The sequence below is a fragment of the Burkholderia sp. SCN-KJ genome, assembly GCF_024656005.1.
GTDB lineage: Bacteria > Pseudomonadota > Gammaproteobacteria > Burkholderiales > Burkholderiaceae > Burkholderia.
Genome location: NZ_JANKOG010000005.1, coordinates 357,651 through 377,201, shown reverse-complemented (window position 1 = coordinate 377,201; position 19,551 = coordinate 357,651). Strand labels below are relative to the sequence as shown.

Below are 19,551 nucleotides of genomic sequence, written 5' to 3'. Positions count from 1 at the left end.
GGCAGACAAGCTCAGGCCCTTTCTTGAGCGCTGAGGCAAGCCGGGCGTCGTATCCCTTCGGCGCCCGGCTCCAGACTTGCAGCGATCAGGCGTCGGCCTGATCGTTGTCCTGACCGGGCGTGTTCGCTGTGGTGTTCTGCACAGTTGCCCGGGCGCGCGCGTTCGACATCGAACCGCGTGGCGGGCAACGCGCCGGGTGTGAATCCGCGCGCACGGTGCCGCGCGCGGATTCGCTCGCCGTTACGCCGGGTTGCCGCTGCCGCCGGTGCCGCCGGTGGGCTTGCCGGCTGCCTTGCCGGCGTCACCCACCTTGCCGAGCAACGTCGCAGACGGCTGGCCGTTTCCTCCGAGCGCGCCCTTCGATTTCAGCGCTTCGAGGTCCGAATCCTGGCCGGCCTGGCCTGGCTTGAACGGCGTCGTCAGGAACGCGGACGTCGACAGCGTGACGCCGGTTTCGTTCTTGATGGTCTGGGCAACCCCATTCGCCGCAGCCGCAACGGCAGCGGGGTTCGTCAACGCGCTTTGATACGTCGGATTGGACGCGAGGCCCGACAGCAGCCCGTTCAGGTCCGTGCCCAGTTGCCCCGCCAGATAGGTCAGCAGCAGTTCGGTCAACGGCGTCACGTTGAACGTGCCGCCGCCACTCGCGAACGAGTGCAGCGTGGTCGTCCCGTTCGTGCCGGTGATCGCGCACGGCCCCGCGAGCACAAACGTGACCGAGAAAGCGCCGTTCGCGTCGGCCGTGCCCGAACCGTTGCCGGTCGCGCACACGATCGTGATCGCCGCGTTCGCCATCGCTGCGCCGGTCGCGGCCGTGCCGTTGATCGTGGCCGACGACGCATTCGAAGGCGTCGTGCTCGGACTGTCGTCACCTCCGCCACAGGCCGCGAGCGTACCCGCGAGCGCAAACGTGCCGACTTGCAATGCCCTCAGTGCCGCTTTCTTCATCGTCTTCATTGATTTTCTCCGTTAGATCAACCCGATTTTCCCGAGGACTCTCCGGTCCCTCGATCATTGAATGCTTGCCTCGCGCGCGGCCGACGGCTGCACGCCGTCAGCCGGCAGCGCCGCCTCCGTCGCGGGCGGCGCCACGCCGGCGGAATGCGCGTAGCGCTTGTAGGCATCGCGCATCCGGTAAAGCTGCGTCGCGAAGTACTCGGCGCTGAAGCGCCCCTGGTTGAGCAGGAACTGCTGCGCGTTGTAGGCAAAGTCGAGATTCTCGGCGCCGTCTTGCGCGAGATAGTTCGACGATCCGACACGCGTGCGGAAATTGAGCGAGAACTGTTCGGGCCCGTTGATCTGCACGATCCCCGGCTTCATGCCCTGGCGCGGCGTCAACGGGAAACTGACCGACGCGCCGACGAACGAGCCGTGGCCGCTATGCCATCCCTGCACGCTGAACGACACGTCGTCAAACCAGCGCGTCAACGTGATCAGCGGGCCCTTGTCGCCACCGACATAGCGCGCGACGCCCGCCTCGATCCACATCTTCCATGCGGGCTCGACCCACCGGTACGTGAGCAGCGCGTTCTTCTCCGCCGGCAGCGCATCCTTGCCCGGCTCGTGATGCAGATAGGCGAGCTTCAGCCGCACCACGTCGGGACGGCCCGGTACGAACGCGGTCGTCTCGTTCTCGACGCCCAGGTACTGGAGGTCGAACTTGCCGAGCGCGGTCACGTTGAAAACGCGCGGCGCAATCCAGAAGCTCTGCACGAGCGCAACGGTCGACAGCCCGCCGCGCAAGCGGTATTGGTCGTAGACGCGGCCGTTGTCCATGTTCTTGCTGTTCGCAATCGGCACGATCACGCTCGAATACAGTTCCGCGCCGCGCCACAGCGGCACGAAGCCCTGGATTTTCGCGCCCACGGAGTAGTCGAAGTTGCCGTACTCAGTGCCGTAGAGGTAGTGCGTGACCGGCGCGATCTGGATCCGTACGAGCCCGTGCGCGCGGGCGTTGCCTACCCACGCAATCGAATCAGCATCGTGCGTCGGCCGCGTGCGCATCGACAGCGACGCGCCGGCGGCGGTCGACGCGCCACCCGCGACGAAGCGCGCGTAGTCCGCCCGATCGACGCTCAACTCGCCCACCGGCTCGTTCGCCTTCTTGATTACGATGCGCACGGTCTCGACGCCCTTCGGCGCGTACTCCGCTGCCGCGCCGAGCGCGATGCCCAGCGCGTCCGCCTCGTTCTGGTTGTAGCGGTGGTTTTCATATTCGACGACGAGATCCGCGCCCGCCATGCCGGCGCGCACGCGCTCGAGTCCGGCGTCCGTCAGCGCGCGCACGATCCTGTCGAGCGCCGCCGGGTCCGGCGCCGCGTCGACTGCCGGCGCGGCGGTCCGAACGAGATCCGGCGGCGTGTGAAGCGACGGCATGACTCGATCGTCGCGTGACGCGTCCGCCGCCGCGGGCGTGGCAGGCTCGATCCGCGTGAATGCGCTGAGCGGCGCGAGCGCGGCCGCAGGTCGCAGCGTGTTGTCGTCCGCTGCGCGCACGTCGTCCGGCGCCGATGTGCCTGCCGCGACAACCGGCGCGTCGCTGCACAAGCCGTCGCCGCAGCGCGCGGCATCGAACCGCCTGCCGAGCGGAATCTGCACGCCGATCGAGAACGACGTGCGCGGCGCGATCCCGTCCGTATGCCTGAGCGAGCGCATCACGGTGCCCACGAGGCTCGCGTCGGCCAGCCACTTGATCGGCGGCGATTGGAAGCGGATGCCCGCATAGGGCGTTTTCGAATCGTGCTCCGCCAGCAGCGACAGGCCCGTGTGCCACAGCCGAAGCTCGGCGCCGCCGAACACCCCGTCGAGCCGGTCGCCGTGCCCGTAGCCGACCGTCAGCGTCGCGGGCCCGAGCACTTGCGATACGACACCGTAGGTGGACCGGAAGTAGTGCGTTTGCCCGCCAACGTCATTGATGCCGATCGCGATGTCCGGCTGGTATGTGAAGAACTTCGGAATCGAGACCTTTGCGTTCGCCATCAGATGTCGAAGCACGATGTGGTCGTAGCCCGGCACCGTCGTGCGTACGTCGCCTGGATAGTTCGCCAGACCGCCGGATATCTCCACGTGCGGAAACAGGCCGATCGCGCCCCAGACGATGTCCGAACTCGTCGTCTGCTTCCCGAACCGTGGATCGATGTAGTTGTTGTATTGCGCCTCGAATGTTCCTTCAGGCAGCGTGAATCCGTATGGAATCAATAGCCCGCCGGACTGCCCCAGCGATGTCAGCACGGGCGTGCCCGCCGCACCAGCCGGCAGGGAAAATGCCACCACTGCCCCCAGGGCAATGGCCGCCGGCTTGTTCGTGGTCGCGTTCGCACGTAGCTTGATCGTCATCGGTCGCATACTTGATTGTTCGTATCGTGTGTGGCATCCGACATCGCCGAACGTCGACATGCACCGCCGCGGCACTGGCATCGCTCGTGGCCGTGAACGCTCATGCGGCGACGATGCGATCGAAGATCCCTCTCGATCCTCTACCCAACCCCGTCCCGCGGAACGGCGAAGTGCCCGCATCACCTGCGACGCACCGGTATGCATAACTCCGATCGCTGTCGCGCGCCGATCACATGGCACCGCGATCGACACATGGCACCGTGATCGACACATGGCAACGCCCCCCAACATCGCGCGCCCGTTAGCGATTTGGCGCGCCCACCTCATCCTGCCGCGTGGACCGTTCCCCGAAGCGACTCGCTCGCGCAATCAAGCCCGGCGACCGCAATCCGCACCGGGTTTCGTCAATATCGTTTCATTCGCATAACTTATAATTAGACCGAATTTCACCCCATGCTCATGCGTCCGGCGATCGGGCCGACGCCGTGCGGTACACGTCCGCGGGCAATCGTTTCATTCAGACGTGCGCTTCCCATGGGTTCGCATGTCTCGCTGCTGTATTACGGATCGTTACCTATATGCGAGTAAGTCTATGGAAACCGGAAGCGCAATCTGCGCCGGATTCTTGATCAAATCCGACAAATTGAGTCGACGGAAACAAGCATGCCCGGGCGCGCGAACGGGATCGCCTTTCGCTTGAACACCGGATAAACCAGTATTGAATCAATCGCCTGATGCGTGCGTGCGCACCTGGAGCGGCTCGAACAGTACCTCGACGTGCTCGCGCGATTTGAGGTTGACCCGTTTCCGTGAACGGTTGGGCAGTTAAATTTTAAGCAGGCGGAACTCCTCCGTTTGGCGTGGCGCTGCGAGTTGTCCACGGCCGGCCCACGGGTCGCCTATCACGACCATGACGCTGGCCGGCGGTGGGCAACTCGCTTGGCACGCATGTTCGGTTTTGTTCGCGGTGGATATGCTCGTAGATGATCGGCGAGCGATAACCAAGGCTGCTGTGGCGGCGATGCGGGTTATACCAACCTTCGATGAATGAGAAGATCGCGCGGCTGGCTTGCTCGCGGGTTTCGAAGCGCGTGCGCGCGAGCAATTCACATTCGAGCGTGGCGAAGAACGACTCGCACATCGCGTTATCAAAGCAGTCGCCCAGGGAACCCATGGATGGGCGCACGCCGGCCTCACGGCAGCGCCGCCCAAACGCGAGGGAGGTGTATTGGCACCTTGATCCGAATGGTGAATGACGCCCTTGGCGTGGCGTTGCGCCAGTGCCATGTCCAAGGCCTTGAGCATCAGCTCCGTGCGCAGGTGGCAGCCCATCGCCCAGCCGACGATGCGGCGACTGAACACGTCCAGCACCACGGCCAGATAGAGAAAGCCTGCGCGGGTCGGCACGAAGGTCGCGTCGGCGACCCACAGGCGATTCGGCACATCGGCGTTGAAGTGCCGCTGCACCAAATCCGGTGCGGCACGTGCCCCGGCTTGTCGTCGTGTCGTGGTGATCCATTTGCGCCGGCTTACGCCACGCAGACCAGCGAGACGCATCAATCGTGCGACTCGTTTGCGCGCGACGTGGATGCCTTGCTCAGCAAGCTCCGCATGAACGCGGGGCATGCCGTAGGTGCCGCGTGAGCCGGTGTAGATGGCGCGGATGCGGGCCGACAGATCGGCATCACTGCGGGCATGCGCCGATGGCGCTCGTTGGCGCCATGCGTAGAAGCCGCTGGCAGAGACCCCCAGCAGCCGCGCCATCGTCGCAGTAGGCCAGGTGGCCTGATTCGCTTTCGAACGCGCACGGAAGCGAAGGTTGTGATCGAGCAGTGGCGGCGTCACTACAATGCCATCCGGCCGCATTCGAGCCTGGCCTATCTGACGCCCAACGAGTTCAAGCAGCGGTATTGTTCAACTGAAGCAACCGAGGCCGTTCTCCAAGATTGAAATGGCCCGAAGAAATCAGGCAGGTCAGCTCTGCTACGATGCAGAGAAGTTTCGAGAGCGTGCTCATCGCTTTTGCTCGCTTGGCGATGGGCAACCGAACCTCCCGAAGCCCAGAGGGCTGTCACGAGGGCCATAGTGGCGACCCTCGTTTCACGGCATGCCTCATGGCCTGCGTATTTCAAACGCTATGATTGATTCGCTCTCGACTCGATAAATTCGAGATAAGCGTGCGTGACGCCCGGTTAGAATCGCTGCGTCTACCCATGAGCACGGTACCGATTGACAGATCGGCGTGACCATCTGAAACGCGTATGGCCATCGAACCCGAGGATCTTCTACCGCATTTTGAGCGTGAGCTGGGTCTGCTGCGCCGCTCGACGCGCGCATTCGCCGAGCTTTACCCCAAAATCGCGGCTCGTCTTGCGATGTCCGGTGAGCACTCGGATGACCCACACGTCGAACGGCTGCTGCAATCGTTCGCGTTGATGTGCGCTCGGCACGACCTCCGACTCGAAGATGAGGTGCCGGAGTTTACTCACGCGTTGATTGACACAATCCACGGAGCGTTCCTGCGGCCGTTTCCATCTTGTGCGATGGCCCAATTCCGCGTGGATCGAGACAGCAAGCAGACCGAGCCGCGAATAGTTCCACGCGGCACCCAATTGGTGGCGCCGAATAGCCGCTTGGTGTTCCGCACTGCCGCCGACGTCACGTTGGTGCCGTTGACCGTTTCCGCTGTACGTTACGCGACGTCGACCGTCGCGCCGATGCAAACGACACTGCCGTCCGACACGACGGGGATTTTGTCTTTCACCCTTGAGCTCACGGCACCGTCGGCCCAGTTCTCCATCGCTCCCGATATGCTGCGGATACATTTGGCGGGGGAGAGGGAGGTGGTGGCTGCGCTCGCCGACGGCGTGCTGATGCACGCCACGCGTGCCTTCGTTGAACTGGACGGCAACGGGCGCTGGCGTCGGGTGGACATGCCGCTGGCGGCCGCAGGTTTCGACGATGCCGACGCGCTGCTTCCGCCGCCTCGCGACAACACGACTGCTCCGTTTCATTTGTTGATGGAGTACGGCGCGTTTCCCGCTCGATTTGACAACCTCGATCTGGATTTGGCGCGGTTGAAACGGTTGGCGGGCGGTGCGCGCCGGATCACGTTGCATTTGGCCCTTGCCGGCGTCCACCCCGACTCACGTCGCGCCCAACGATTGATTGCAGCGTCGGCCGACAATCTCCGGCTGTTTTGCACACCAGTAGTCAACTTGTTCTCGAGCAATGCGGAGCCAATCGAAACGAAGGCTGGGCAAGCGTACTATGCGCTGAAACCGTTTTCGCTGAAGAGCGCAGCCACGACCGAGATCTGGTCAGTTGATCAGGTCCGTATCACGACCGCCCAGGGTGCCGCACTTCTGCCGCCCTTCGAATCCTTGCAGCATGCGCTTGGCGCAGCTCCAGGCCCGTATTGGATCGTTTTGCGGGACGAAGCCCGGCGCGCGCCGAAGCCGCCTTCCGAGCCCGGCAAGCCGGGACAGGAAGCGCTGCGCAGACATGCAACTGGAGCGCGCGCAGCCGGATTGCGTGGCTTGGAACTCGCGCTTGTGAACGCCCGCGGCGAGCCGGTTGATCCGGCCGCGCAGCGCCAGCTCGACATCGTGCTGTCTTGCACAAATGGCAACCTGGCGGACATGCGCGAGCGCCGGTTAGCCGTGCGCGATGGGGACTCGGGTGACGAGACCGAGTTATTGGCTCAGCCCAGTGCAAGTCCCGCGCCGATTTTTCGCCGCGGCGACCTGTGGGAATTGCTGTCGTGGCTGGTTCCGCAGGCGGCGCGGCTAAACGCCGACGGGCTCAATGAGTTCAAGCGCTTGTGCACCCGCTTCGGCATGTCCGCGCCCGATGCCGGCCGGCGATTCGACGCGCTCGTGTCCCTCTCGACTGAACGGGTGAGGCGCTGGATGCCAGGCAAGCCGGCTTCAGCGTTCGTCCAAGGATTGGAGGTCCGGCTCGTGATCGACGAGCTGCGTTTCGTCCAATTCAGTCTCGCCGGATTGGCGCGCGTGATGGATCGGCTATTTTCCCCGTACGTTCCAGTCACCAGCTTCGTGCAAATCGTATTGGTCTCGGCAGAGACCGGTGCGGTACTGCGACGCGGTGAACCCTGCGCCGGTTCCCAACCGCTTATTTGATTAACGGGTGGAAAAGGTATCAGCAGGGAAATTGCAAAGGAATTTCAGGTATCTTTCGCTGGCAAACGTTTTGTCCTACAGTAGCGGGGCCTCAAGCTGGTGAACCAATTGGGGACAGAACCTGAGACGAAAATAAAGGGAATTCAAATGAGTTTCGCCCCGAATGGCGGTATTCCGGCCGGTTCCGGCGGAAATCTGTTGGGCTCGCTGAGCGCGCTTGGCGGCCTTGCCGGGCCGGTCGCATCCACGGTGGCAGGCCAGATTGGCCCGCTCGCCGGCGTTGCAAGTCATATCGACACCGTGCAACGCGCGGTTCAGCTGGCGCAGACCGGTTTTTCGCTGATGAACAAAACGCCGGCCGCGATTGCGGACGCACTCAACAATGCGGCCGGCGGCGTTGCTCGACTGACTCAGCTAAATCGATACGTGACAATCGACTCGCCGCTCGGTCCGGACGTGCTGCTGGTCAGCACCGCGGTTATCGACGAACACGTCAATCGGTTGCCGGAAATCCACCTCGATTTGCTGTCGCATCAACACGATCTGGTGCCCGATCAGCTGATCGGGCAACCGATCAAGATTCGATTCGACCAGAGCGCGCGGCAGTCCACGCTTGAGCGCATCGTCTCATCAGGCGGGGCCGTCAGCATCCGTTACTTCGATGGCTACGTCACGTCGTTCGACCGGGCGGGTAACCCGGGCAAGGTGACGCAATATCAAATGACGGTGGCGCCGTGGTTCTGGTTTCTGACGCGCTCGACCGACTGCCGGATTTTCCAGAACAAGACCGCTCAGGACATCCTCACCGAGATTTTCCAGGATCACGGGTTCACCGATTTCGAATTCGACATCCGGACCGCACAGAAGCCGCTCGAATACATCGTGATGTACCAGGAGTCCTATTACAACTTCTGTGCGCGTCTGATGGAGCAGGAAGGCCTGATCTGGACTCACCGCTACGAGAAGGAAAAGCACTTCCTTGTCATCGGCGATACGAATTTCGTTTTCCGCCCGATCTACGGGTTGGCCAATTTGCCGTATGCCGCCACCGCGGCGAGTGAAGACAACGGTATTGAACAGTTGCATGAAGGCCGGCGTTTCGGGGTCGGCAAGATCGCTTTTCGCGACTTCAATCACCAGAACCCGTCGTCGCCGCTGATGCTGGCGCAGGCCGAGCCGGAGAATCTCCGGCATGCGGGGCTCGAGACAACGGAGCGTTTCGAACACCAGTCGTTGTTCGACCACGGCGATGACGGCGACCGTTACGCACGCATTGCGATGCAAGCAGAAGAAGCGAGCGCGCATCGGTATACGGGCAGCGGCTATGCGTGGCGGATGAGCGCTGCTGGCAGTGTGACGGTGACCAACCATCCAGTCATGGCCAACAATCAGGAATACGCAGTCCTGCACGTTCGTCATGAGGCCGTGAATGATTACACGGAACACAACGCGAAACTGCCGTACCGCAATACATTTTCCCTGCTCCCGAAGAAGTTTCCGTATCGTTCACCCAGACATACACCAAAGCCCGTCATTCGCGGCACGCAGTCGGCAATCGTGGTCGGCCCAAAGGGCGAAGAAATTCACACGAACGGCAGTGCCGTGAAGGTGCACTTTCTGTGGGATCGCCGCGGCAAGTTGGACGGCTCGGATTCGATGTGGATCCGCGTGTCCCAACCTTGGGCGGGTGACGGGTGGGGGGCGGCCGCCATCCCACGGATCAATCAGGAGGTCTTGGTCGCGTTTAATCAAGGGGACCCCGACAATCCGGTCATTGTGGGCCGCGTCTACAACGGCGAGCAGGGCAATCCTTATCACGGGGCTGCCGGGCAGACGATGGGGATCAAGAGCCAGACGCACAAGGGCGCCGGCTCGAACGAACTGCGGTTCTCCGACGTGAACGGCGCGCAAGAGGTCTTTCTGCACGCGCAGAAAGATATGAACACGGTCATCAAGGATTCGGAAACGCATACGGTCGAAGCCGGCGGGCGCACCGTGTCGCTGCTCAAGGGCAGCGAGACGAAGCAGATCGCGCAGGGCGGATTGAAGGAAACCATCGCGCTGACGCGCGACACCACGGCGAACGTGATCAATACGAAGGCCATCGCGAGCAAGGCCGGCCCCGGCATGCAAAGCCATCAGGCGAGCGACGGCATCGAGCATCGTGTCGGGGACGGCGTCGTGACGATGACGCCGGACAGCATAAAGCTGACCTTCGGTCCGTCAACGATCGTCATCAACGCGAACGGCATTTATCTCGACGGGCCGGTCATCCATTTGAATCGCGGCAGTGCGCAATCCGCGGAACAGGCGCTCGCGCTCGAATGGGCGGCAGAGCAGGCGACGATCGCGAAGGGATTGGCGAGCCCCGATCCGGCGACGCGCGCGGCGGCGGCCAAGCTGGCGAGCTCGCTGAAGGCGCAGCAACTGGCGAAACTCGCGGATCACGTGTATCACCCGAACGATCCGCCGCCGACCGGGTGGAAGATGGCGACCAACGATCCGGAAGCGTTGAAGGCTTTCGGGCTCAAGCCGAGCGACTTCGAGAAAAGCGGTAGCAACTTCGGGTCGCAGATGTATATCCCGGATCCGAAGGTCTTCGGCGACAGCATGAAGCCGACGGTCGCGTTCAAGGGTACCCAGCAGCTCTTCGGCGAAGACATGAGCAACAACATGGCGCAAGGGCTCGGCGCCGATGCGCCGTATTACCGCAATGCGGTCACGATCGGCAAGAACATCGAGACCACGGGCGCGTCGGCCGGCGTCGATTTCACCGGGCATTCGCTCGGCGGTGGCCTGGCGTCTGCTGCAGCCGAGGCCAGCGGCGGTTCGGCGGTGACCTTCAATGCTGCCGGCCTCAATCCGGAGACCGTCGCACAATACGGCGGGACCGCCCAGCCGGCCAACATCACGGCCTACCGCGTCGACGGCGATATCCTGACCGGCCTGCAGGAAGGCCGACTCGGGCCGATCAGCGACGGTACGGCGGCGCTGATGCCCAAGGCTGTTGGTAGCCCCGTCACGCTCGATGGTGAGAGCGTGACCACGGTCGGCCGTCACCTGATGGGTGACGTGACGAACGGGATCAACCAGCAGGTCGCGAAGGATCAACTCGACCTGGTCTCCCAACTGAATTCATCTCACTGATGCGATACAAAAAAGCGATAACCGCCGGCGCGATTGCCGCACTCGTTGGAGTGTCCTCGCCGCTCTGGTGGCCCACTCAAGCCCAAGGGACGAACATGACTGGCTTCAAGCGTTACGCACCGGAAGATTTCTTTTCGGGGCAGCAACTCACGTTGGCTCAGGCCATTCATGACGGCGATCTCACTCGCGTTCAGCAGCTTGCGCCTAAGACCGATCTGAATGCGCCGGGCGCGAAGAATACGACGCTGCTGTCGTATGCCGTGCAGGAAATCGTCCCGGTCAAGAACGACGCGTCCAATCCGCGCTACCAGATCATTTCGGTGCTCGTGAAGAACGGCGCAGATCCCAAGGCGCCGGTCGGTGTCAGCGGCGGATCTGTAGTCGATGTCGCATTGCGGGCCGATACGCCCAATCTCCTGCGCGTGTTGTTGAACAGCGGACTCGATCCCAACTGGCAATACAACGGCGACACGCCGATGATTTTTGCAGTTGCAGAGAACCGGTTGCTGCCCCAGCTGAAGCTGCTGGTTGAGCACAAGGCGAACGTGAATGCTCGCGATTCGCTTGGAAAGACGGCACTCTTCGAGGCGACGATGATTCAGCAGTGGGACGTCGTCGACTACCTCCTCTCGCACGGCGCGGATCCGAAGATTGCCAGCCAGCTCGGCGTGTCGTACGGGTGGGTGCTGCAAAACGAGTTGAAGAACCATACGACTGCGGATTCCGCGGCGCGTACGCGCATCGAAGATATCCGCCGAAAGATCGTAACGGCCGGCGCGCCGTGGCCGCCGCTCGATCCGAAGGCGCAACGCGCAGCGATGCGCGCGCGCGGCGAGAAGGTCGTGACGCCGGCCGGCCAGACGGATTGAACGCACGCGTGACGGTGGAAGCGTCGTGCAATGGATTCGGGAAATGATGAACGTTTTTGATTCGACGCCGCGTATCAGGCGGGAGACGGTCCTCGGCGTATCCGGGGCGCTGTACCTCCTCTCGCTGACGATGCCGGCGATGCATTTCGAAAAGGAAGCGTCGCTCAACGGGCTGTCGGTTCTCGCCCAGGGCTGGTTGGGACTGTTCATGCTCAATCCAGCATGGCTGGCCAATCCGCTCTACGTGGCCGCGGCCGTCCAGCTCGCTCGGAGCCGATATACCCGCGCGAGCCAGCTTTCGGCCGCTGCGCTCGCATGTGCGCTCTGTTCATTGTTCGCGACAAAGTGGTACTTCAACGAAGCAGACGCGACGCCGATTTCCGGCTACGGCGTCGCGTTTTACGTGTGGCTCGTCGCGCATGTCGTACTGCTCGCGGGCAGCGTGCGCTTGCGCCGGGAAAACGCCGTCGCGCCGCAGGGAAAATGAGTGTCGGCGCGATTGGACGCTGATTTTCACTCATTCCAACAACTACACATCACGAGAGAACTAGCATGACGGATTCCGAAAACCGTATCCGGATTCACGAAGGCAGCATCGTTCTGCCGAACGGTTTCGAGGATCGCACGACCAACCTCTTCGTGCCGGTCGATACGGCCGCGCAGCCGAACCTCAGTGTCGCACGCGACTGGCTCAAGGACGGAGAGACCCTTGCGCCGTATATCGATCGGCAGATCGCGCTGCTCAAATCGAGGCTGCAGGGACACCGGGTGCTTTCGCGCCAGGCTGAACGGCTTGGGCCTGAAACCGATGGAATGCCGGGGGAGCGCATCGACGCTGCCTATCGGAACGGTCCAAAGACCGTCTTTCAACGGCAAGGTGCATTCATCGTTGCCCCGGGACGCGTGCTGATCTTTACCGCATCGAGCGCGAAGAGCTTCGGCGAAACGCTCGACGCATTGTGGCGCAACTGGCTCGACGGCTACCGTCCGGCAGAACAAGAGTCGGCATAACAACATCAGAGGACCATCATCGTGTACGAAGCCGCACGCGTCACTGACCCGATCGATCACACCAGCGCACTTGCGGGCTTTCTGGTCGGCGCCGTACTGGGCATTGCCCTGATCGCCGCAGTGGCGTTCGCCACGTTCACATGCGGATTCGGCGTGGCGTTGCTGGCCGGCATGATGGCCGGTATCGGAGCGCAGGCGCTCCTATCAATAGGAGAGTCGATCGGGAAGATGTTCAGCTCGCAATCCGGCAACATCATTACAGGTTCGCCGGACGTCTACGTCAATTCCTTGTCGGCGGCCTATGCGACGTTGAGCGGCGTGGCATGCAGCAAGCACAATCCTATTCCGCTTGTCGCTCAAGGATCGACGAACATCTTCATCAACGGGCGTCCCGCGGCGCGGAAGGACGACAAGATCACCTGCGGCGCGACGATCGGCGACGGTTCTCACAACACGTTCTTTCACGGCGGCACACAGACATACCTACCGGTTGATGACGAAGTACCTCCTTGGTTACGGACCGCGACCGACTGGGCGTTCGCGCTGGCGGGACTGGTCGGGGGGCTTGGCGGACTCTTGAAGGCAGCTGGCGGCCTGTCGCGCGCGGTTCTACCGTGCGCCGCAAAGTTCATCGGCGGGTTTGTTCTTGGAGAAGCCTTTGGGCGCTACGTCGCCGGCCCTGCGATCAACAAGGCGATAGGCGGGATGTTTGGTAACCCGGTCGATGTGACGACCGGCCGGAAGATCCTGCAGGCCGAATCGGAAACCGACTTCGTGATCCCGAGCCCGATGCCGGTTTCGGTCGAACGATTTTATTCAAGCAGTATTGACTATGCGGGAACGCTCGGCCGCGGGTGGGTGCTGCCGTGGGAGCGCCGTCTGCATGCTCGTGACGGGCGCCTCTGGTTGACTGACACACAAGGACGCGAGAGCGGGTTTCCGCTGCTGAGGGCTGGGCAAGCTGCGTTCAGCGAAGCCGAGCAGCAATATCTGACCTGTACGCCGGATGGACGTTACATTCTGCATGACATTGGCGAGACGTATTACGACTTCGGCCGATACGATCCGGACTCCGGCCGTATCGCCTGGGTGCGCCGCATCGAGGATCAGGCTGGGCAGTGGTGCCAGTTCGAGCGCGATAGCCGCGGCCGCGTCACCGAGATTCTGACGTGCGGCGGATTGAATGCCGTGCTCGATTACGAGCAGGAACACGGACGGCTTAGCGCGGTCACGCTCGTTCATGGCAATGAGCGCCGGCTGGCCGTCGCTTACGGATACGATGAGAACGGCCAGCTGGCGTCGGTGACGGACGCAAATGGGGCGGTCGTGCGCCAGTTCGCATATACCAACGGCCTGATGGCGAGCCATGTGAACGCACTGGGTTTCACGTCGAGTTACGTGTGGTCGACGATAGAAGGCCAGCCGCGGGTAGTCGCGACACGCACCAGCGAAGGCGAGGACGCGACGCTCGAATATGACATCGAAGGCCGTCAAACCCGCGTTCGATACGCCGATGGCCGCACCGCGCACTGGCGCTTCGACGCACAGTTTCAGATTGTCGAGTACACCGACTTCGACGGCGGACTCTACCGGATCAAATACAACGACGCTGGCATGCCGGTGATGCTGATGCTGCCGGGTGAGCGCACGGTCGAGTTCGAGTACGACGATGCAGGCCGGATCGTCGCCGAGACCGATCCGCTGGGCCGTACGACTCGCACTCGCTATGACGGCAACAGCATGCGGCCCGTGGAGGTTGTCGGGGCTGACGGCGGCGCCTGGCGTGCGGAATACGATCCACAGGGACGGCTGCTGTTGAGTCAGGATCCGCTTGGTCGGGAAAATCGCTACGAATATCCAAAAGGGCTGACCGCGCTGCCGATCGCGCACGTCGACGCGCGTGGCGGCCGTTCGACGCTGGAGTGGAACGGCCTCGGCGAGCTGGTCCGCTACACCGACTGTTCCGGCAAAACGACGCGGACGATTTTCGATGCGTTCGGCCTAACGCTCGCGCGGGAGAATGCACTGGGGCAACGCATCGCGTATGATCTGCGCCCCACCGGCGAGCCGCGCCAGATTAGGTATCCAGACGGCAGTGCGGAGACATTCGAGCACGATGCGGCAGGATTGATGGTCAGACACGTCGACCGTGGCGGACACGTCCAGCAGTTGCTGCGGAATACTCGAGGGCAGCTAATCGAGACGATCGATCCCGCCGGAAGGCGGCTTTGCTATCGCTACGATGCACAAGGACGGCTTCGCGAGCTCCGACAGGGCCACGCCCACTACGCATTCACGTATAGCGCAGGCGGCCGCTTGTTGACCGAGACCCGTCCGGATGGCGTGCAGCGGCGGTTTGAGTATGGGGAAGCTGGTGAATTGTTGGCGGTAGACCTTGTTGGTGCGCCCGAAGGCCGTTCGGCGCAAGATCGTCCGATTCGAACCATCCGATTGGAACGTGACCGGATGGGAAATGTGAAGGTGCAATATTCGCCGACCGAAGTCACGCGCTTCGAGTACAACAAGGGCGACCAGTTAGTGAGGGTAGAGCGCACGCCGACGTCAGCTGGCATAGCACTTGGGATCTCGCCGGACGTTGTGAACTTCGAATACGACAAGGCCGGTCGACTGGTTGCCGAGCATGGGGCGAACGGCAGGGTCGAATATGCGCTCGATGCACTCGATAACGTGATGGCGCTCGAGTTGCCTCACAACCAGACGTTGCAGATGTTGCGTTACGGCTCTGGGCACGTGCACCAGATCCGCTGCGGCGATCAGGTGGTGAGCGACTTCGAGCGTGACGACTTGCATCGCGAGATCACGCGCACACAGGGGCGGCTGACTCAACGCTCCGCCTATGATCCGCTCGGTCGTAAGGTCTGGCAGTCGTCTGGCCTCCAACATGAAGCGTTGGGACGCGGGCGCGGTCAGTTGTGGCGAAACTACGGATACGATGCCGCCGGCGAGTTGATCGAGATGAGCGACAGCCTACGCGGCAACACGCAGTACAACTACGATCCGGCTGGGCAACTGACTCGCCGCGCAAACACCGTGGACCGGCAGCTGGAGGAATTTGCTTGGGACGCCGCCGGAAATCTGCTCGACGAAGCGCAGCGGCGAAGTCGTGGGTACGTCGAAGGCAATCGCCTGCGCATGTGGCAGGACCTGCGCTTTGAATACGACGCTTTCGGCAATCTGGCGGCAAAGTTTCGCGGGGCGAACCGGACGCAGCGCTTCACGTATGACGGGCAGGACCGGCTGATTCGGGTCCGAACGCAGGACGTGCGTGGCGTCGTCGAAACTCATTTTGCCTACGATCCGCTCGGTCGGCGCATCGCGAAAACCGATACCACTTTCGATGTGCGCGGCGCGAAGCAGCGCTCCGAGACAAAACGGTTTGTTTGGGAGGGGGCGCGACTGGCTCAGGAGGTCCGCGAGACTGGTGTGAGCAGCTATGTGTACAGTCCAGACGCACCTTACTCGCCAGTGGCACGCGTCGACGCGGTACTTGCAGAGGCGTTGGCTGCAGCAGCAATCGACACCGCCAAGCGTGCCGCCCGGATCTACCACTTCCATACTGATCTCGTGGGGGCGCCGCTCGAAGTGACCGACGAGGCGGGGGAGTTGGCGTGGGCCGGGCAATATGCGGCTTGGGGTAAGGTCGAACCGAGCAGCCGGCAAGTGACGGCCGCGCGCACCGATCAGCCGTTGCGCTATGCTGGGCAATATGCCGACGACAGCACTGGGCTCCACTACAACACGTTTCGATACTATGATCCGGACGTAGGTCGGTTCATCAACCAAGATCCGATCGGCTTGTTGGGTGGTGACAATCTGTACGCGTATGCGCCCAATCCAACCGGATGGATTGATCCGTGGGGATGGTGTGTTACACCTACTGTTTCGCGTGGGGCAGCCGGTCAGCCGCTTCGTGCAACCGCGACGATCACGGCTGCGGACCTCGGCACCGGAACCGCAACGAATGCTTCGTCTCGAGCGTGGGCGAGATTATTGGGGTATCCAACTGACGATGCAGGCCACATTCTAGGAAAACTTCTCGGCGGGAGTGGTGGAAAGGACGGTGTCTTCCCTCAGTTGCCGGGTATCAACCGTGGTTTGTTCAGAGATTTCGAGGGACGGGTCGCAGCTTATGTGAAGAGGGCTGGCTCGGCTGATGTCGACATCCAATTCGTCTACGGTAACGGTGGCACTCGGCCTACGCAGATAATCTATGACGTATTCCAGAGTGGGCAGAAGATTATGGGTAGTATTTTCAATAATTAAAGGTTTAAGATGATGGATGATAATGTTGAGCAAGCACGAGCGGCGTTGCGATCATTTATGTTGGAGATGAATCAATGGGAAAAGGATTTTTACGAGAAAAAGCATAGCGCCCTGAAAAGTGGTGGCGATGTTTCTGGTATTGATGACCGCGCACGGAAAGATCTTTCTGCTATTTTAGAGAAATGGGCGTTCCAAGAAAAAACAAACCAAGGTCGTTTAATTGACTTGGGTTGTTCGGATCCGCCGACATACGATCCTGAAACTGATGTTGAAGATAGCGTCGAATCCACAGACGGAGGGGTGGTTTTCACCATTCGCCAGACATTGGGAATGTTGACGATATCCCGATTCACGATGAAGGAAAAGGCGGGTAAATGGATGGTGAAGAAAAAAGAGTTTCTTAATTTTAACGACAAATGGCAGCGTTCAGTTCTCTAGCAACGTCGTTCGCCCCGTTTTTCTGATTGGGCGTTGTCAAGCCTGACGGAATGGGACACCCTTTGGTTTCGTGCAGAAAGGTAAATAGTATCGGTCTGGATGTCGTGGGTACTGAGAGGAACACGCCGACATTTTATCTTGAGCCGTGTGAGGCCGGCATGCGCGAGGAGTTGCACCGCGCCATAATAGCTGATGGATTCTCGGTATTTATGGAATTTGGATGTGGGGCGGTGCGTGAGTAACGTTTACGGTTTGAGGCAGGATGAAGCATTTCAGCCTCTCGTTCAAGTCGACGATGGCGGTGAAATCGCATACGACAAGAGCGTAGCTATACGAGCAACCGCTCTATGTGGGCGAGGGTTTGGGCGACACTATGACCCCGTTAAGCTTACGGGGCACTTCGCGCAGAAAAAAGACCAGCGACGTTCATACGATGCTATCTCCGTTTCTCGTGTTTAGTGAGAGGGCGCTTGATGTATTGGCGCCGGTACTTCGTGACAGCGGGGAGATATTGCAGGTCGAGGCCCCGATAAAAGACATGTTCGGATTTCATGTAACCCGGGTGATAGAGAATGCTGTCGATATGGATGCATCAAAATTCAAAGTCTACCCTCGGGCGACGGTTTTTAATAAAATATTTCTTCTGAATAGTCGCATTGAAGGGGCTGATATATTTCGCCTAAAAGAAAGCCCGGCTACGGTATTTGTATCCGAGCGTTTTAGAGAGCTTGTAGAGCAAAATAAATTAAAAGGGTTCGATTACGGAGAGGTCATTTCGCAATCTGAGAAGTAGGATTTCGCAACTCCCGTGACTAGTCAGAGCATGGCCAGGGTGGCCTCGATTTCACGAATAACGTGTAAGAATCATACATTGGGGTGGTCGACTTCTAGGCCTCTATGGGCGGGTACGCCGACGAAAGGAATTTAGCGGAGCAGCAACGTTGTCACTCGATCAGTTGAAGCGGATGCGAGAGGCTCTTCGTCCATACGGATTGAAGTTGCTGGAATCTGAATGGAAAGGCTGGCACGCGCAGTATCGATTTCGATGTCGCAAGGGACACGAATCAAGCCGATGCGGCTCCTATCTGTTCTACACGATGGTCCAGTGTCCGGCATGTCGCGTTGACGAGGTCCTGCGTCAGATCCATCAACTCGCGCGCCACGCCGGCGGCCGCTGTCTTTCGGGGCAGTACGCGGGCCGAGGCACACGACTCCAGTTTGTATGTAAGGCAGGGCACGTTTTCGAGAAGACTGCCGAGAATCTGCGAAAGGGCTCTTGGTGCGTGCTCTGCGCGAGGGTGCAACATTCGAGGCGCATGGCCGATCCGGATGGGATGACGCGCATGCGAGCCGCGGCAAGAGCGAGAGGCGGCAAGTGTTTGTCGACCGGCTACACGAAACTGACAGAGCGCTATCGTTTCCGGTGTGCTGCTGGGCACGAATGGGAGACTTCCGGTACCGAGATCGTGCGGGGTGCATGGTGTCGCATTTGCTCGGACCGAGAGAAGGTGCACGCATATCGTCACAAGGACGGCCTGGCAAGGCTACGTGAACGAGCGAAGAGCCACGGTGGGGTTTGTCTCTCGAAGGTCTACGAGGGCAGCAAAGCCTACTACAGGTTCCGGTGTGGTGCTGATCACGAGTGGGAAACACAAGGCGCGAGAATCTTTCGTGGTGCTTGGTGCCCGGAGTGTCAGCGGGACTCGATGTGCTTTGGGATCGAGCGCATGCGCCAGCGGGCGACGCAGCTGGGCGGTCGGTGCTTGTCCGAAACATACCGAAACGCGGCGACGCCTCTGAAATGGGAGTGCGAACACGGGCATCGCTGGGAGGCTGCTCCTGGGGCAGTTGTTCGGGGACACTGGTGCCCAGTGTGTAGCCGCGACGCGTCCAGGCTTGGGCTTGATCTGATGAAAGACATTGCGCTTGAGCGTGGTGGGAAGTGCGTCTCAGCGACTTATGTGAATAGCGCAACCAGACTTGAGTGGGAATGCGCCCGAGGCCATCGATGGCTCGCCACACCGAATACGATTCGACGTGGCCACTGGTGTGCTCGGTGTTATTTCATCAGTATCACGACAACCGAAAGGACTCGCCGCAAACGGCGACATGAAGCGGTCGGGAGGTGAGCTTTTCAACCGGATGCACGACGCGCCGGCGCGTTTCAGTTCAGTGAGATTGTCTTTGGCGGACAATGACGCGATAGGATATGAGCCGTTGCTCAATCGCTCATGACGTACTGTTTTGTTATGCTCTGGTGTGATCGCATGGAATCAGAGACGAACGATGCTCATTCGAGAACAAGGGCGCCTCATCAAGTTGCT

General features: G+C 61.0%; 11 protein-coding genes and 2 pseudogenes. 9 read left to right on the top strand and 4 right to left on the bottom strand.

Annotated elements, in window-relative coordinates:
• Positions 1-240: 240 nt before the first annotated feature.
• The 4 genes and pseudogenes from NQV17_RS11655 to NQV17_RS38055 form a co-directional block, all read right to left on the bottom strand.
• On the bottom strand, positions 241-957 hold the full coding sequence (locus NQV17_RS11655) for a carboxypeptidase regulatory-like domain-containing protein (RefSeq protein ID WP_257772376.1): 717 nt from the start codon (positions 955-957) through the stop codon (positions 241-243).
• 54 nt (positions 958-1,011) lie between these two features.
• Entirely contained in the window at positions 1,012-3,588 is a 2,577-nt protein-coding gene (locus NQV17_RS11650; RefSeq protein ID WP_308235945.1) for a YjbH domain-containing protein, read from the bottom strand.
• Positions 3,589-4,168: 580 nt separating this feature from the next.
• Positions 4,169-4,477: an IS3 family transposase gene (locus NQV17_RS38060; RefSeq protein WP_374692699.1), complete on the bottom strand. Its 309-nt coding sequence runs from the start codon at positions 4,475-4,477 to the stop codon at positions 4,169-4,171.
• 149 nt (positions 4,478-4,626) lie between these two features.
• Positions 4,627-5,100: pseudogene (locus NQV17_RS38055) on the bottom strand (IS3 family transposase); the annotation flags it as partial.
• 30 nt (positions 5,101-5,130) lie between these two features.
• Between NQV17_RS38055 and NQV17_RS11640 the strand changes: the two are divergent.
• The 9 genes and pseudogenes from NQV17_RS11640 to NQV17_RS11600 form a co-directional block, all read left to right on the top strand.
• Positions 5,131-5,286, top strand: a pseudogene (locus NQV17_RS11640) (integrase core domain-containing protein); the annotation flags it as partial.
• A gap of 311 nt (positions 5,287-5,597) precedes the next feature.
• Positions 5,598-7,478 carry a type VI secretion system baseplate subunit TssF gene (gene tssF / locus NQV17_RS11635; RefSeq protein WP_257772375.1) on the top strand — a complete coding sequence of 627 codons (1,881 nt, stop codon included), beginning with the start codon at positions 5,598-5,600 and terminating at the stop codon, positions 7,476-7,478.
• Between the two features lie 147 nt (positions 7,479-7,625).
• Complete coding sequence (locus tag NQV17_RS11630) at positions 7,626-10,625, top strand: type VI secretion system Vgr family protein (RefSeq protein WP_257772374.1); 3,000 nt, start codon at positions 7,626-7,628, stop codon at positions 10,623-10,625.
• Entirely contained in the window at positions 10,625-11,494 is an 870-nt protein-coding gene (locus NQV17_RS11625; protein WP_257772373.1) for an ankyrin repeat domain-containing protein, read from the top strand. The genes NQV17_RS11630 and NQV17_RS11625 overlap by 1 nt, the downstream gene beginning before the upstream one ends.
• Before the next feature lie 43 nt (positions 11,495-11,537).
• Positions 11,538-11,981 carry a hypothetical protein gene (locus tag NQV17_RS11620; RefSeq protein ID WP_257772372.1) on the top strand — a complete coding sequence of 148 codons (444 nt, stop codon included), beginning with the start codon at positions 11,538-11,540 and terminating at the stop codon, positions 11,979-11,981.
• Positions 11,982-12,046: 65 nt separating this feature from the next.
• Positions 12,047-12,505, top strand: a complete 459-nt coding sequence (locus NQV17_RS11615) for a DUF1795 domain-containing protein (RefSeq protein WP_212187495.1) — start codon at positions 12,047-12,049, stop codon at positions 12,503-12,505.
• Positions 12,506-12,526: 21 nt separating this feature from the next.
• Positions 12,527-16,789, top strand: a complete 4,263-nt coding sequence (locus NQV17_RS11610; protein ID WP_257772371.1) for an RHS repeat-associated core domain-containing protein — start codon at positions 12,527-12,529, stop codon at positions 16,787-16,789.
• A 9-nt stretch (positions 16,790-16,798) separates the two neighbouring features.
• Positions 16,799-17,227: a RhsIA family immunity protein gene (locus tag NQV17_RS11605; RefSeq protein WP_257772370.1), complete on the top strand. Its 429-nt coding sequence runs from the start codon at positions 16,799-16,801 to the stop codon at positions 17,225-17,227.
• Between the two features lie 433 nt (positions 17,228-17,660).
• Positions 17,661-18,020: an imm11 family protein gene (locus NQV17_RS11600; RefSeq protein WP_257772369.1), complete on the top strand. Its 360-nt coding sequence runs from the start codon at positions 17,661-17,663 to the stop codon at positions 18,018-18,020.
• Positions 18,021-19,551: the final 1,531 nt, after the last annotated feature.